14 protein-coding genes are annotated in these 14,413 nt (G+C 66.8%); 2 read left to right on the plus strand and 12 right to left on the minus strand.

Annotated features, from left to right (window positions below; translation table 11 throughout):
* The first annotated feature begins 689 nt into the window (after nt 1-689).
* Nucleotides 690-2,486: a DUF3604 domain-containing protein gene (locus tag BM397_RS22850; protein ID WP_245696195.1), complete on the plus strand. Its 1,797-nt coding sequence runs from the start codon at nt 690-692 to the stop codon at nt 2,484-2,486.
* A gap of 106 nt (nt 2,487-2,592) precedes the next feature.
* On the opposite strand, the gene BM397_RS22855 is transcribed toward BM397_RS22850, so the two are convergent.
* The 5 genes from BM397_RS22855 to BM397_RS22875 are packed head-to-tail and all read right to left on the minus strand — an operon-like array spanning nt 2,593 to nt 7,535.
* Entirely contained in the window at nt 2,593-3,699 is a 1,107-nt protein-coding gene (locus BM397_RS22855) for a DmpA family aminopeptidase (protein ID WP_092429147.1), read from the minus strand.
* Nucleotides 3,696-4,514 carry an ABC transporter permease gene (locus BM397_RS22860; RefSeq protein ID WP_092429145.1) on the minus strand — a complete coding sequence of 273 codons (819 nt, stop codon included), beginning with the start codon at nt 4,512-4,514 and terminating at the stop codon, nt 3,696-3,698. Before BM397_RS22860 ends, BM397_RS22855 begins: the two co-directional genes overlap by 4 nt.
* A complete protein-coding gene (locus BM397_RS22865) occupies nt 4,511-5,395 on the minus strand; it encodes an ABC transporter permease (RefSeq protein WP_092429143.1) in 885 nt (294 codons plus the stop codon). Before BM397_RS22865 ends, BM397_RS22860 begins: the two co-directional genes overlap by 4 nt.
* Nucleotides 5,392-6,453: an ABC transporter ATP-binding protein gene (locus tag BM397_RS22870; protein WP_245696194.1), complete on the minus strand. Its 1,062-nt coding sequence runs from the start codon at nt 6,451-6,453 to the stop codon at nt 5,392-5,394. The genes BM397_RS22865 and BM397_RS22870 overlap by 4 nt, the downstream gene beginning before the upstream one ends.
* A 59-nt stretch (nt 6,454-6,512) precedes the next feature.
* Complete coding sequence (locus BM397_RS22875) at nt 6,513-7,535, minus strand: ABC transporter substrate-binding protein (protein ID WP_092429139.1); 1,023 nt, start codon at nt 7,533-7,535, stop codon at nt 6,513-6,515.
* Nucleotides 7,536-7,647: 112 nt separating this feature from the next.
* On the opposite strand from BM397_RS22875, the gene BM397_RS22880 reads away from it, so the two are divergent.
* A complete protein-coding gene (locus BM397_RS22880; protein WP_092429137.1) occupies nt 7,648-8,514 on the plus strand; it encodes a MurR/RpiR family transcriptional regulator in 867 nt (288 codons plus the stop codon).
* Nucleotides 8,515-8,536: 22 nt separating this feature from the next.
* Here the strand turns inward: BM397_RS22880 and BM397_RS22885 are convergent, their stop codons facing one another.
* Genes BM397_RS22885 through BM397_RS22915 form a run of 7 tightly spaced genes read right to left on the minus strand, consistent with a single transcriptional unit; the run spans nt 8,537 to nt 14,392 of the window.
* Nucleotides 8,537-9,676 (minus strand): CaiB/BaiF CoA transferase family protein, encoded by a 1,140-nt coding sequence (locus BM397_RS22885; RefSeq protein ID WP_092429135.1) that lies wholly within the window; start codon nt 9,674-9,676, stop codon nt 8,537-8,539.
* Nucleotides 9,676-10,476 (minus strand): SDR family NAD(P)-dependent oxidoreductase, encoded by an 801-nt coding sequence (locus tag BM397_RS22890; RefSeq protein WP_092429133.1) that lies wholly within the window; start codon nt 10,474-10,476, stop codon nt 9,676-9,678. Before BM397_RS22890 ends, BM397_RS22885 begins: the two co-directional genes overlap by 1 nt.
* Nucleotides 10,473-11,351 (minus strand): amidohydrolase family protein, encoded by an 879-nt coding sequence (locus tag BM397_RS22895; protein ID WP_092429131.1) that lies wholly within the window; start codon nt 11,349-11,351, stop codon nt 10,473-10,475. Before BM397_RS22895 ends, BM397_RS22890 begins: the two co-directional genes overlap by 4 nt.
* On the minus strand, nt 11,348-11,911 hold the full coding sequence (locus tag BM397_RS22900) for a carboxymuconolactone decarboxylase family protein (RefSeq protein ID WP_092429129.1): 564 nt from the start codon (nt 11,909-11,911) through the stop codon (nt 11,348-11,350). The genes BM397_RS22895 and BM397_RS22900 overlap by 4 nt, the downstream gene beginning before the upstream one ends.
* Nucleotides 11,908-12,564, minus strand: coding sequence for a glutathione S-transferase family protein (locus BM397_RS22905; protein WP_218124912.1), 657 nt, complete (start codon nt 12,562-12,564; stop codon nt 11,908-11,910). The genes BM397_RS22900 and BM397_RS22905 overlap by 4 nt, the downstream gene beginning before the upstream one ends.
* Nucleotides 12,561-13,871, minus strand: coding sequence for a TRAP transporter large permease (locus BM397_RS22910; protein ID WP_092429127.1), 1,311 nt, complete (start codon nt 13,869-13,871; stop codon nt 12,561-12,563). Before BM397_RS22910 ends, BM397_RS22905 begins: the two co-directional genes overlap by 4 nt.
* Nucleotides 13,868-14,392 (minus strand): TRAP transporter small permease subunit, encoded by a 525-nt coding sequence (locus BM397_RS22915; protein WP_092429125.1) that lies wholly within the window; start codon nt 14,390-14,392, stop codon nt 13,868-13,870. The genes BM397_RS22910 and BM397_RS22915 overlap by 4 nt, the downstream gene beginning before the upstream one ends.
* Nucleotides 14,393-14,413: the final 21 nt, after the last annotated feature.

Consider the following 14,413-nt stretch of genomic DNA (forward strand, 5'->3'; position numbering starts at 1 on the left):
TTGATCGCAGAGCGAGTCGCGATGCGCGACGGCGCTTTTCAGAAGTCGGGGGGCTTGGGTGCCGCGCCACACAGGACCGCCCGCAGCGAAAACGCGGATGACTCTCTGATCGCCATGATTTGTGCCCATCGTGTCATCGCTTGTCATCACGAACCATCCGGACTTTCCGTTTCCCTGCGGTGCACGCGCAGAGGGTCCACGAAATGGGCCCTCGGCCATATACCGAGGCTTGCCCGCGATCTCCGGGGCCGAAAGCGCGGAGACTCCCGGCGACCCAACAGTGCGCCGTAGGCACGGGTGTGCCGGGCGCAGCCCGTGGGCCGTGGGAGCGCCTGCCGGGGGCGCAAGACTGGCTTTCCGGTGCCGCCTCCATTCCCGGTATCGAGATACGCGGAGATGCACGAGACCGCGATGCGACGGCTTCGGAGATCCCGGCCGGGACGGCGCGGAGGAGACATATTCACTTCAGCGCATGAACGCGAAACATGCTAGGCTGTGGCATGTCGGGTTTTTGGTGCGGCATTTTCACGCCAACCTTTGGGGAGAGAGGTCCAATGCCGATATTCTTGAATTCAGGAAATACTTTATTCATTCGCGCTGCCGTGACGTTCGGCGCCTGCGGTCTTGCGTTTTGTCTGCAGCCTGCCACGGCGCAGGAATATTCCACCGAACAGCAGGACACCGAGGTCGTGCTGGCTCCCGACGGCTTCTCGCCCTACGCGGGCCGGAATTTTCCTCAGGTGCCGCTCTGGGGAGACTCGCATCTGCACACGATGGTCTCGGTCGACGCCGGCACGATGACACGCTTGTCGCAGGAGGACGCCTACCGCTTTGCCCGTGGCGAAGAGGTCACCACCACCCACGGGCTGCGCGCGAAGCTGTCGCGTCCGCTCGACTGGCTGGTGATTTCGGACCATGCCGAGATGTACGGGCTGATGCCGCAATTGCTGTCCGGGGATGCGCAGGTCCTTGCCACCGAACAGGGGCGGATCTGGTACGAGGCGCTGACCGCCGGAGACGCGCAGCGGGCCTTTGATACCGCCATGGAGATCGTCGCCTCGCTGTCCGGAGAAACGCCGCCGATCGACAACCCAAAGGCGATCAAGCACGCCTGGGAGGCCTACACGGCGCTGGCCGAGCGCTACAATGAGCCGGGGGTTTTCTCGGCGATCATCGGCTACGAATACACCACCGAGGGCGCCAACAACCTGCATCGCAACGTGCTGTTCCGCGATGATGCCACGCGGGCGAACCAGACCCGGCCGTTCTCGCAATACGACAGCAAGAACCCGGAGGACCTCTGGACATATCTCGACGACTACGAGGCGCGCAGCGGCGCCGAGGTTCTGGCCATTCCGCACAACGGCAACCTGTCGAACGGGCGGATGTTCTCGCTGAATGCCTATGATGGCTCGGCGCTCACCGAGGAGATCGCGCAGATGCGCGCGCGCTTCGAGCCGCTCTACGAGCCGACCCAGATCAAGGGCGACGGCGAGGCGCACCCCTTCCTCAGCCCGGATGACGAGTTTGCCGATCACGACACCTGGGACGCGGCGAACCTCAACGGCACGGAGGTGAAGACACCCGACATGCTGGCCGGGGAATACGCGCGCGAGGCGCTGAAGCGGGGGCTGGCCATCGAGCGCGAGATTGGGGTGAATCCCTTCAAGTTCGGCATGGTCGGGGCCACGGACTCGCACACCGGCATGGCCACGGCACAGGAGGACAACTTCTTCGGCAAGCACTCGGGCGTCGAGCCGGAACCGCACCGCTGGGAGCACCTGGTGATCGAGGCGCCGGACCCGGCGCTCAACATCTACGGATGGAAACAGGCGGCCGGCGGCCTCGGCGCGGTCTGGGCCAGCGAGAACACCCGCGCCGCGATCTTCGACGCGATGATGCGCAAGGAGACCTATGCCACCACCGGCTCGCGCATGACCGTGCGGTTTTTCGGCGGCTATGATTTCACCGAGGCCGACACCATCAGCCGGCTGCCGGCGGACGCAGGCTACGCCAAGGGGGTGCCGATGGGAGGGGACCTGGCGGCCGCGCCCGAGGGCACCGCGCCAAGCTTCCTCGTCGCCGCGCTGAAGGACCCGATCTCGGGAAACCTCGATCGCATCCAGATCGTGAAGGGCTGGCTCGACGCCGAGGGCGAAACCCACGAGAAGGTCTTCGATGTGGCCTGGTCGGGCGATCGGTCGCCCGACGACAGCGGCAAGCTGCCGGACGTGGGCAATACCGTCGACGTGGCAAACGCAAGCTGGACCAACACCATCGGTGCGCCCGAGCTGATCGCCGCGTGGCAGGACCCGGAGTTCGACGCCACTCAGCCCGCCTTCTACTACGCGCGGGTGATCGAGATCCCGACGCCGCGCTGGACCGCCTACGAGGCCAAGCGTTTCGGCGTCGAGATGCCCGAGGAGGTGCCGATGATCACCACCGAGCGCGCGTATACCTCGCCGATCTGGTACACCCCGGGGTGAAGAACCGGGCTTCGCCCGTGGGCTGCGAGAGGCCCGGGGCGGGGCGCCGCCAAGGCGGGTGCGCTTCTTTGAAGGCCCGGCTTCCCTTGGCGGGCGTCGGATCGGCTCAGTCGCCCAGCAGCTCCATCAGCCGGCCCGTGTCCATCGCCCGGCAGGTGCCGACGGCGGGCCGCGCCATGGGCACGTCCTCGGCGGCGCAGAGCGCGTTGAGTACGGCCTCGTCCACCGCCTCGACGGCGGCCATGTAGACCGGATCGAGAAGCTCGTCGTTCAGGCAGATCATCTGCCGCCACGGGCCCGAGAGCTGCGGCAGCGGCATCTCGTTGGCAGTGGAGAAGGCCAGGAAGATGTCGCCAGAGTTGTTGCCGCCCGGGCTGCCGGCGCGGCCGATGCCGATGGCGGCGCGGCGCGACAGGCGCTCGAGCTGGCTCGAGGACAGCGGCAGGTCGGTGGCGAGGATCACGATGATCGAGCCGCGCTCGGTCATCATGTCGAGGATCCGGTGCTCGGTCATCTGCTCGCCGACGCGGCGTCCGGCCACGGTAAGCCATGGCCGCAGCCCGTGGTTCGCCTGAACCAGCGCGCCGAGGGTGAAGGTCTCGCCCTCCACCTCGATCTGCCGCGAGGCGGTGCCGGTGCCGCCCTTGAACTCGTAGCAGATCATCCCCGCGCCCCCGCCGGAATTGCCCTCGGTCACCGGGCCGGGCCTTGCGGCATCCAGTGCCCGACGCGCCAGCGCCTCGGTCACATGCAGCCCGTTGATGTCGTTGAGCACGCCGTCATAGGTCTCGGCCACCACCGGCATCGCCCAGAGGTGGTTGTCCTCCCACGTGCTGCCATAGGTCTCGACCATCCAGCGCACCGCCGCGGTGTGACAGGGGCCGATGGCATGCGAGTTGGAGATCATGATCGGCCCCGCGAGCCAGCCACCGTCGCGCACCCAGTGGGCGCCGGTCATCTCGCCGTTGCCGTTGAGGCTGAACTGCCCGGCCCAGACAGGTTTCGGCTCGGGGTCGCGGCCGCGCGGCAGGATCGCGGTGACGCCGGTCTGCACCTGGATGCCGCGGGTCGCGAGCGACGGATCGCGCGACGACAGCAGCTCGGTGGTGCCGACCTCGAGGCCCGGTACATCGGTGATGGCATTCAGGGGGCCGGGTTTGCCGGGCAGGGGGATCCCCAGCGCGCGGGCGCGGGGTTTGGTCGTCTTGGTCATTTCTGTCGTCTCGATCTGAAGTAGAGGCCGGCGGCGGCGATCACCAGGGTGAACAGCAGCATCAGCGTGGCGATGGCGTTGATCTCCGGCTTGATGCCGCGGCGGAGCAGCCCCCAGATGTGGATGGGCAGCGTGGTGTTGCCGGTCCCGGCGATGAAATAGGTGATCACCAGGTCGTCCATCGAGATGATGAACGCCAGCAGCCAGCCGCCGAGAATACCCGGAGCGATGCCCGGCAGCGTCACCTTGCGGAAAGTCTGCGCGGGGGTGGCACCAAGATCGGCCGAGGCCTCTTCGACCGAGGTGTCGACCTCGGCAAGCCGGGCAGAGACGGTCACGAAGACATAGGAGATCAGGAAGGTCGACTGGCCAATGATGATCGTCATCATCGACAGGTTCATGCCGATTGTGATGAAGAAGATCAGCAGCGCGATCCCCAGCACGATGTCGGGCATGATCATCGGCAGCATCATCAGCGTGCGGTAGAAGCGTGCCAGCCGGAAGCGGTAGCGTGCCACGGCCAGCGCCAGCGCGGTGCCGCAGACAGTCGAGAAGACCGAGGTCGAGAGCGCAACGATCAGGCTGGTGCGCACCGCGCCCCAGAGCTGGTCGGTGCTGTCGACGAAGGTGGCGCTCTGGGTCAGCGAGGTCTCCATGCCGAAGAGCTGGCGGTACCAGTCGAGCGTGAAGCCGTCCCAGATCATCATGTTCAGCGTGTTGGCGTTGAACGAGTAGATCACCACCAGCAGGATCGGCGCGTAGACGAAGACGAAGAACAGCAGCCCGTAGAGGCTCAGCAGGCGGCGCAGGATCATGCTTGCGCCTCCTTCTTCGAGAGGCGGAATTGTGCGATCAGCAGGATCAGCACCGCGCTCATCACCAGCATCGCCAGCGCCGAGCCGAAGGGCCAGTTGCGCGCCGAGAGGAACTGCTGCTCGATCAGGTTGCCGATCATCAGCACCTTTGCTCCGCCCAACACCGAGGGCACGATGAAGTTGCCCAAGGCCGGGATGAAGGTGATCACCGAGCCGCCGACGATGCCGGGCAGGGTGGCGGGCAGGATCACTTTGCGGAAGGTCTGGAAACGGGTGGCTCCAAGGTCAGAGGAGGCCTCGATCTGCGCCATGTCCAGCTTTTCGATCGAGCCGTAGAGCGGCAGGAACATGAAGGGGATGAAGACGTAGGTCATCCCGAGGATCACCGCGAAATCGGTATAGAGGAACTCGATCGGCGCGCCGGTCAGACCCAGCCCCATGAGCCCCTGGTTAAGGAACCCCGTGGGTCGCAGGATCAGCACCCAGGCAAACAGCCGCACGATCAGGCTGACGAAGAACGGCAGTGTGACGAGGAAGATGGCAAAGTCGCGCATCCCTGGCCGCATCCGGCTGATCCAGAAGGCGGCGGGGTAGCAGACCAGCAGGCTTGCCAGAACGGTCAGCGCGGCCAGCCTCAGCGAGCGCAGGAAGATGGCGATGAACACCGGGTCGAACTTCTCGTAGCGCGTGTCGGCCCAGCCGAGGATGCGCCCGTAGTTGAGGTGCGAGAAGATCCAGTCGACGCCGCCGTAGAGCCCCGGCGTCAGGAAGCTGTAGACCAGCATGATCAGCAGCGGGCCGAAGAAGAAGACCAGCAGGAAGACCGTCGGCGCACCGAGCAGGCCAACGAGTTGCAGCAGCTTGCGTCGGGCGAGGGTCATGGCGCGGCCTCGTCGATCAGGTGCAGCCCCTGCGCCGGCGCGTGCAGGGTCATCTCCGCCCCGAGGCCGGGCAGCGCGGCGCCGCTGCGGAGCAGCGCGTGCAGCGTGCCATGGGCGGGCGTCTCCAGCGCGATCTGGTGATCGGTGCCGGTGTAGTAGGTCTCGCGGATGGTGCCGGTGAAGCTGAGCGCATGGCCCTCGGGAGGCGTGATCGACAGTGCCTCGGGGCGCAGCAGCAACGTCGCCTCTCCGGCCCGATGCTCGGTGGCAAAGCTCTGCCCGTCGCGCAGGCTCGCCCGGCCGCCCGCGACCTTGACCGGCAGCAGGTTGCTCTCGCCGAGGAAGTCGGCGGTGAAGAGGTTGGCGGGCGTCCGGTAAAGTTCGGTCGGCGCGCCGATCTGCTGGATCTGCCCATGCGCCAGCACGGCGATCCGGTCGGACATGGTCAGCGCTTCCTCCTGGTCGTGGGTGACGAAGATGAAGCCGATCCCGAGCTCGCGCTGCAGCGCCTTCAGCTCCTGCTGCATCTTCTGGCGCAGGTTCTTGTCGAGCGCCGAGAGCGGCTCGTCGAGCAGCAGCAGCTTGGGTTTCGCGGCAAGCGCCCGCGCAAGCGCGACGCGCTGCTGCTGGCCACCCGAAAGCTGCTGGATCGAGCGCTTCTCCATTCCCGCGAGGCCCACCAGCTCCAGCATCTCACCGACGCGGGTGCGGATCTCGCGCTTGTCGCGGCCCGCGATCTCGAGCGCGTAGCCGACGTTGCGCGCCACGCTCATGTGGCCAAAGAGGGCGTAGCGCTGGAACACGGTGTTCACCGGGCGGCGGTGCGCCGGCATCTGGGTGACGGCGCTGCCGTCGATCAGCACCTCGCCCGCGTCGAGCGTCTCGAAGCCGCTGATGGTGCGCAGAAGCGTGGTCTTGCCGCAGCCCGAGGGGCCGAGCAGCGTGACGAACTCGGCGCTGGCGAGTTTCAACGAGATGCCGTCGAGCGCGGTCATGGTGCCGCCCTCCGGGGTCCGGAAGGATTTGCGGGCGTCGATAATTTCAAGCGGGGAGGGCATGGGCGTGCGGTCCTGCGAGCCGGCGGGGAGGAGCCCCGCCGGATGGGTGTCAAAGGGCGTCATTGCGCGGTCTTGATGCGTGTCCACTCGGAGTTGTAGAGCTGCAGGTCGCGGCCCAGGTCCTCGAAGATCTGCAGCTTGTCCATGACCTCCTGCGGCGGGTAGATCGTCGCGTTCCCGGCAATCGCCTCGGGGATCAGTTTCTGCGCGGGCACGTTCGGCGTGCCGTTCATCTGCTGCTCGACGTTCAGCGCCGCGATCTCGGGGCGCAGGTAGAACTCGAGGAACTTCTTGGCCGCATCCTTGTTCGGCGCGGACTCCAGCACGCAGATGTCTTCCTGGTACATGGTCGCGCCTTCCTCGGGGATCATGTAGCCGATGGTCTCGGGGTTCTCCGAGACATAGAGGTTGGCGCCCACGTACCAATGCGCCGCCGCCACATCGCCCGAGATCACCTGCGGCACGGAGTCGTAGGTGAAGGCTGTGACGCCGGAGATGTGGTCGATGATGTAATCCGCTGCCGCCTCGACCTCGGCGGGATCGGTGGAGTTCACCGAGTTGCCGTTGACGATCAGCCCGATGCCGATGGTCTCGCGCAGGTCGTCGAGCAGGGTGATTTTCTTGCCCGCCGCGCCAAGCGCGAAGAAGTCGTCCCAGCTCTTGATGTCGCCGGCCAGTTCCTTGTTGTAGACGATGCCGACGTTGCCCCAGGCGTAGGGCAGGCAATATTCGGCGTCGGGGTCGGTCTGGGCGCGGACGAACTGCGGGTCGATGTTCTCGAAGCCCGGCGCCTGACCGATGTCGGTCTTCGCCAGCAGGCCGAGCTGGAACATGATGTCGTGCATGTGGACGGACGGGAAGACGATGTCATAGCCCGTGGCGCCGGCCTGGATCTTCGCCAGCATCTCCTCGTTCGAGCCGTAGCTGTCGAGCGTGATCTCGATGCCGGTTTCCTCGGTGAAGGCCTCGAGCACGGCGGGGTTGATGTAGTCGCCCCAGTTGTAGAGCGACAGCGTCTCGGCGGAGGCGGCGAGCGGCGCAAGGCTCAGCGCCGTGGTTGCGGCAAGATGCATCTTCTTCATGGTTTCGGTGACTCCCTGTCAGGCTGTTTTTCGGTTTTGCCTTGAGTCGCCAAAATGGTTCGATACTGTCTTTTTCGTCAAATGTTAGTTTTCTGTCATTGGGAGATCTGCCATGTCACACGGGTTTGCATCCTATGCCGAGGCGCCGATCGATGATTTTGTGAGCAGAGTCGAGGAAGGCATGGCCGCACTGCCCAAGCAGGAGGCAAAGGTCGCGCAGTACTTCCTGCTCAACCTCAACTCGATTTCCTTCGAGACCGGCAAGTCCATCGCGCAGAAAGCGGGGGTGGCCGAAATCACCGTCGGCCGGATGCTGCGCCGCTTCGGCTGCGCCGGGATGAAGGAATTCAAGGCGATGATGCGGCACCGCTATTCGGTCACCGGCGAGAGCCTTGCCGATGACAGCGCCGAGCTGCCGAGCGACTGGCAGGAGCAGATGACCGCCGAGCTGCGCGCGGTCAGCACCGTCTATGCCAAGATCAACACCCCCGCCTTCCAGGCCGCCGAACGCTATCTCGGTGAGGCCGAGGAGGTCTACGTCACCGGCTTCCAGACCGTGCGCGGACTGGCCGAGGACACGGCGCGGCGGCTGGCGCTGGCGCGCCCGCGCGTGCGCTTTCTGTCGGGGCATGACAGCATGCTGTCGGAATGGCTCGATCCGCCGGCAGCAGGGGGCAGCTGCCTGCTGATCATCGACGTCATCCCCTATGCCGCCGAATGCGAGACGCTGGCGCGCATGGCGCGCGAGCAGGGGCGCGACGTGGTGGTGATCACCGACGAATATTGCCATTGGGCGCATGAGGTGACCGACGCGGTGATCAACACGCCGTCGAAGACCGGTCTGTTCCTCGAGTCCTTGCTGGGGCTCACCGCAGCGACAAGCCTGCTGATCCATGCCACGGCGAACGCCACCGGGCGGGACATGGATGCGCGGATGCGTGACTGGAAGCGGCTGGCGCAGCGCATCGGGATATTCTGAGGGATTTCGGACCCGCCTCGGCTTAGTCGCGCCAGCGCCTGTCCCCGTCCTGCGCGCCGACGGATTGCGGCGCGCTGCGCAGCTCGGGCGGCGTCTCCGAGAGCGTGAACCCGGCCAGCGGAACCCGTAGCCGCTGACCCTGCGTCCCCCAGCCTTCATGCGTGCCGAGCACGCCGCGCGCCGCGATCTGCGGGTCGGCCAGCGCCTCTTCCAGCCGCCGCACCCGCGCGGCGGGGATGCGAGCGGCGAGCAGGGTCTCCTCCCACGCGGCGGCGGGGCGGGTGGCAAAGATCTCGGCCAGCAAGGACTTTTCTGCAGCATGCGCCGCGATCCGGGCGTTGTTCGCGCTCTGGATCATCTCGGGGTGGCCGAGCAGACGCCACAGCCGCTCCTGCTGCGCAAGGTTCGAGGCGGCGATCATCAGCGGCTCGTCCGCCGTGTCGTAGCAGCCGAGCGTGGCGAAGAAGAAGTCGTTGCCCATAGGCTGCGGATGCGCGCCGTTCCACAGGTAGCCGGTGAGCGGCGCGCTCATCAGCATCAGCGCCACGTCGAGCATCGAGACGTCCACGTGCTGGCCGCGCCCGGTTCGCGCGCGGTGCAGAAGCGCGGCGGATATGGCGAAGGCGGCGGTGGTGCCCGTGGCATAGTCGATTACCGGCGCGCCGCATTTGAGCGGGCCGCTGTCCCCGGTGCCGGTCATCGCCATCATGCCGCAGAAGGCCTGGATGACGTTGTCGTAGCCGGTTTGCGCGCGGCGCGGCCCGGTGGCGCCGAAGGCCGAGATCGAGCAGTAGACCAGCCCCGGATTGCGCGCGGAGAGTGCGTCATATCCGAGCCCCAGCGCCTCGAAGGCGCCGGGGCGGTAGTTCTCGACAAAGACGTCGGCCGCCTCGACGAGCGCCAGAAGTGCGTCGCGTCCTTCCGGTGTTTTCAGGTCCAGCGCCATGCAGCGCTTGTTGGACCCCTGCGCCAGAAAGGCCGTGCCCATACCGGCATCGGTCAGTGCCGGGTCGCTTCCCTGCATGCGGGCCTGATCGGGATCGTTCGGATCCTCGATCTTGATGACATCCGCGCCCAGAACGCCAAGCTGGTAGGCCGCGAAGGGGCCCGCCAGCACATGGGTGGTGTCGATCACCCGCAGCCGTTCGAGCGCACCTCCCATCAGTCGCAGCGCACCGACATGCCACCGTCGACGACGATCTCGGTGCCGGTGATGAAGCGCGCTTCGTCCGACGCGAGAAAGAGCGCCGCGTTTGCCGTGTCGCGCCCGTCTCCCATCCAGCCCATAGGGATCCGCGCCAGCCGCTGCGCCAGCAGCGCATCGACGTCGCCGCCGGCGCGCTGGCCCGCCAGCCGCGCCTCGACCATCGGCGTGTGCAGCTGCCCCGGCACCACGGTGTTCACCCGCACGCCCTTGGCCGCGTATTCGACCGCCGTGACCTTGCCGAACTGGATCACGGCTGCCTTCGACGAGGCATAGGCCACCTGCGCCGCGCCGGTCCAGCGGGTGCCCGAGGTCGAGGAGGTGTTGACGATCGCGCCCGAGCCCTGCGCCTCCATGTGGGGCAGCACCGACTTGCAGGTCAGGAAGACGGACTTCAGGTTGAAGTCCATCTGCCGGTCCCAGTCTTCCTCGGAAAGCTGCGCCGCGCCCCCCTTGAACGAGCCGCCGACGTTGTTGACCAGAATGTCGACCCTGCCGAAGCGGGCGATGCAGGCCGCCACCATGGCCTCGACGCTGGCGCGGTCGGTCACGTCACAGAGGTAGGGTTCCACCTCGCCGCCCGCCTCGCGGGTGCGGGTCAGGGTCTCTTCCATCGTGTCGGCGCGCAGGTCGACCGCGAAGATCTTGGCGCCTTCTTCTGCGAAGCGCACACAGGCGGCGCGGCCGTTGCCCCAGCCCGGCCCGACGCAGCCTGCGCCGGTGACGATGGCGACCTTGCTTTCGAGACGCCGGGTCATGCGACGTCTCCGAAATCGTAGAGCCGCGCGGGGTTGTCCACGAGCAGGCGTTTGAGCGCGTCTTCGGTGGGGGCGATCACCTTCAGCGTGTCGACCAGCACGCCATCGTCCGGCGGCGCGGCGCGGAAGTTCGGATGCGGCCAGTCGGTGCCCCAGATCGTGCGCTCGGGGTAAAGCGCGACCAGCTTAGCGGCAAAGGGCGTGGCGTCGGCATAGGGCGGCTCCTCGACCGAGCAGCGCTCGGATCCCGAGACCTTGAGCCAGATGTGCGCCTTCTCGCCCAGCCGGATGAGATCCTGAAACGGTGCCTGATCCATCCCGAGGCTGGCATCGATCCGGCCCATGTGGTCGATCACCACCGGGCACGGCAGGTCGGCCAGCACCGGCGCGAGCTCGGCGATGAGCTTGGCCTCCATGTGGATCAGCAGCTGCCAGCCGTGCCGTGCCAGCCGCGGCGCGAGCGCGCGCAGCTGGTCGTGGGTGGCTCCGGGTGCGAGGTGGGACATGTAGTTGAAGCGTACTCCGCGGAAGCCCTGCACGTGCAGCTCGGTGATCTGCGCTTCCGAGATCTCGGGCGAGGCCAGCGCGATGCCGAGGTAGCGCCCCGGACGCGCCGCCATGGCGTCGGCCACCACCGAGTTGTCATGGCCGTGGCAGCCGGACTGGACGATCACGCAGCGGTCGATGCCCAGCATGTCATGCAGCGCGAAAAGCTCTTCCTTGGGCGCATCGCCGGGCTTGAAGCCGCTCTCGGGCGCGTAGGGGAAGCGCGAGGTCGGACCGAAGACATGCACGTGACAGTCGGTGGCACCCTTGGGCAGGGCCAGCGTGGGCGCGCTGCGGTCAGGGTTCCATGTGATGGGGGCGTCGTTCATGTCAGCTCCTTCGGCGCGTCCTGAGGCGGGGAGATGCGGAACACGTTGAGTGTGGCGGAGATCAGCGTGTAGTAGCCGATGACCCCCACCAGATCGACGAGCCGCTGGGTGCCCAGCACCGCTTCGGCCTCGGCATAAAGCGCATCGGGCACGGTGTTGGTGGTCAGCACGGAGATGGCGACGAAGTGGGTTACGCGCTCTTCGGCATCGGCGTAGGGCGGTTCGGCCCCGGTGCGCAGAGCCTCGACCAACTCCGGGGAGAGACCAGCCTTCAGTGCCGGCGGCTTATGCGCGAACCACTCGTATTCGGCGCTCCAGTGTCGGGCCATGGTGAGGATCGCCAGCTCGCTCAGCCGCGGCTCGAGCGCGCTGTCATAGCGGCAGTAGCGCCCCAGCTCCTGCGCCTTGGCGGCAAGTTCCGGGCGGTGCAGCCACACGGCGAGCGGTCCGCGCACCCCGCCGCGCGGGCCAGAGGCGATGGCCTCGTGGATCTCGCGCTGGCGGTCGGTATAGGTCTCGGGGTCCGGGGCGGCGAGGCGCTGCTTCGGCCAGTCGGTCATGTCGGGGCCTCCGTGGCCTTGAATGCGGGTTCGACGGTGCTGAAGCGGTCGAGCCAGGTCACGAGCTCCGGCCAGCGGTCACGCCAGGTGACGGGCGCGCGCCAGTCGAGATAGCCGAGTGTGCAGGCCAGCGAGATCGCCGCCGCGTCGGTGCGGGCAGGGTCCGGGGGCTGGGCGGCGAGCGCCGAAAGCCCCCGCTCGACCTTGCCGCGCTGGTGGGCCAGCCACTCCTCCGAGATCTTCTCGGCTCCGCGGAAACGGCCCTCGTAGACCATCAACAGCGCCGCATCGGTCACCCCGTCCGCGAGGCAGGCCTGCGTCAGGCAGTGAAACCGTTCGCGACCGTCACGCGGGAGGATGCCGCGCCCCTCGGCGAGGCTGTCGAGGAACTCGAGGATCACCCTGCTGTCGTAGAGCGTCTCGCCGTCGGTCATCAGGCAGGGCATCTTGCCCAGCGGGTTCTGCTCGCGCAGGTCGTCCGAGGGATCGCGGGTGTCGGCGGGGATCAGTTCGATCCGGTCCGAAAGCCCCAGCACCTGCGCCGCCATGCGCACCTTGCGGCCGTAGGGGGAGGTCAGCGTCGTGCGCAGGATCGCGCGGCCGCCGTCCCCCGCGCCGCGGAGCGCGAGGGGTTTGTCGAGGGTCATGCTCATAGCATCGTCTCCGGCAGGAAGAGGGCGATCTGCGGGATCAGGCACAGCAGGATCAGCATGGCAAAGCCCGCCAGCACGAAGGGCAGCAGCCCCTTGAACACCTGCTCCAGCGACACCCGCCCGTTCGAGGCCGATTGCACCACGAAGCAGTTGATCCCCACCGGCGGTGTCACCGCGCCAATCTCGACCAGCAGCACCACGAAGATGCCGAACCAGATCGGATCGAATCCGAGGTTCATCATCACCGGGTGGGTGATCGGCAGGGTGATGGCCAGCAGCGCGGGCGCGTCCATCATCATCCCCAGCGCGAGGTAGATTAGCGAGACCAGCAGCACGATCACCCAGCGGTTCACGTCGAGCCCGGTCAGGTAGCCGCCCACCGCGTTCGCCACGCCCGAGAGCGCAAGGAACTTCGAGAAGACCAGCGCGCAGATCAGGATGCCGAAGATCATCGCCGAGGTCTGGATGGTCTCGAGCAGCGTCTTGCGCAGCTCCACGCCCTTGATCCCCCGGTGCCGGATGATCGCCAACAGGAAGGTGGCGAAGGCCCCGATGCCGCCCGCCTCGGTCGGGGTGAAGATGCCGACGTAGAGGCCCACGACGATCAGCAGGATGATCAGCACCAGCGGACCGGCCAGCTTCAGAGAGGCGAATTTTTCGCGCAGGGTGAAGCTGTAGCTCTCCTGCGGTGCCAGCGACGGGTTGCGCAGCACCGTCAGCCAGATGGCGAGGCAGAGCACCAGCGCAAACACGATGCCGGGGATGAAGCCAGCGATCAGCAGCGCGCCGATCGAGCTGTCGGTGAGGATGCCGTAGACCACCACCAGCGCCGAGGGCGGGATCATCACCGCCAATGTGCCCGCGATGGCGATCGAGGCCGAGGCGAGGCTCTTATCGTAACCCCGGTCGAGCATCTGCGGCAGCGCCAGCTTGGTGAAGACGGTCGCCGTGCCCACCGAGGAGCCGGAGGCCGCGCCGAAAGCCGCAGCGCCGAGCGTCGTCGAGATCGCGAGGCCGCCGCGCAGGTTGCCGAGCCACTTGGTGGTGGCTTCGAAGAGGTCCTCGCCGAGGCCTGCGCGCATGGCGAAGAAGCCCATGAGCAGGAACAGCGGGATGACCGAGAAGTGGAAGCTGTGGGTTGTGTCGAAGAAGACGGTGCCGAGGATCGCCGTCGCGGCCTTGAAGCCGACGAGCGAGGCAAGGCCGAAAGCGCCCACGAGGCCCAGCACCACCATCACGTTGATGCCCAGCAGGATGCCGCCGAACAGCGCGGCCACACCAATCCCGCCAATCAGGAGCGAGCTCATTCCATCACCTCATCAGAGTCGTCGTCGAGAGTTCCGCCGAGCGCCACCCAGATCCCGTCGAGCAGGTACTGGATCGCCAGCAGGCCAAGGCCGAAGCAGATCGCGAATTTGATCGGCCAGATCGGGAAGCGGATCGATCCGCGTTCGAGCTCGCCGATGGCGAAGCTCTTGGCCGCCATCAGCCAGCCCGCGTAGGCAGCCCAGGCGAAGAGCACGAAGCCCGCCAGCATCGCCAGCACCTTGGCCGCCCGCGCGAGGCCTTTCGGCAGGCGCTGGGTCAGCAGGACCACCTTGATGTGACCGCCGTGCATCTGGGTCAGTGCCAGCGACAGGAAGATGATCAGTGGCAGCGCGCTTTCCGTCAGCTCCAGCGTGCCGGTGACCGGCTGGTTGAAGGCGTAGCGCATGATCACGTTGGCAACGACCAGCAGCATGACCGCGAAGATCAGCACGCCGGCGGCTGTGCCGCACAGCGACAGGAGTGCGCCGTAGCGACGGCGCAGGGTTTCTAGCGTTTGCATCTCAGGGACTCTCGCGAGGGG

The sequence above is a fragment of the Alloyangia pacifica genome (assembly GCF_900116195.1).
Lineage (GTDB): Bacteria > Pseudomonadota > Alphaproteobacteria > Rhodobacterales > Rhodobacteraceae > Salipiger > Salipiger pacificus.

Coding starts and splice junctions, on each gene's coding strand:
- BM397_RS22855 (WP_092429147.1), bottom strand. CDS start 3,699: ATGACCAAGACGACCAAACCCCGCGCCCGCGCGCTGGGGATCCCCCTG.
- BM397_RS22860 (WP_092429145.1), bottom strand. CDS start 4,514: ATGATCCTGCGCCGCCTGCTGAGCCTCTACGGGCTGCTGTTCTTCGTC.
- BM397_RS22865 (WP_092429143.1), bottom strand. CDS start 5,395: ATGACCCTCGCCCGACGCAAGCTGCTGCAACTCGTTGGCCTGCTCGGT.
- BM397_RS22870 (WP_245696194.1), bottom strand. CDS start 6,453: ATGCCCTCCCCGCTTGAAATTATCGACGCCCGCAAATCCTTCCGGACC.
- BM397_RS22875 (WP_092429139.1), bottom strand. CDS start 7,535: ATGAAGAAGATGCATCTTGCCGCAACCACGGCGCTGAGCCTTGCGCCG.
- BM397_RS22880 (WP_092429137.1), top strand. CDS start 7,648: ATGTCACACGGGTTTGCATCCTATGCCGAGGCGCCGATCGATGATTTT.
- BM397_RS22885 (WP_092429135.1), bottom strand. CDS start 9,676: ATGGGAGGTGCGCTCGAACGGCTGCGGGTGATCGACACCACCCATGTG.
- BM397_RS22890 (WP_092429133.1), bottom strand. CDS start 10,476: ATGACCCGGCGTCTCGAAAGCAAGGTCGCCATCGTCACCGGCGCAGGC.
- BM397_RS22895 (WP_092429131.1), bottom strand. CDS start 11,351: ATGAACGACGCCCCCATCACATGGAACCCTGACCGCAGCGCGCCCACG.
- BM397_RS22900 (WP_092429129.1), bottom strand. CDS start 11,911: ATGACCGACTGGCCGAAGCAGCGCCTCGCCGCCCCGGACCCCGAGACC.
- BM397_RS22905 (WP_218124912.1), bottom strand. CDS start 12,564: ATGAGCATGACCCTCGACAAACCCCTCGCGCTCCGCGGCGCGGGGGAC.
- BM397_RS22910 (WP_092429127.1), bottom strand. CDS start 13,871: ATGAGCTCGCTCCTGATTGGCGGGATTGGTGTGGCCGCGCTGTTCGGC.
- BM397_RS22915 (WP_092429125.1), bottom strand. CDS start 14,392: ATGCAAACGCTAGAAACCCTGCGCCGTCGCTACGGCGCACTCCTGTCG.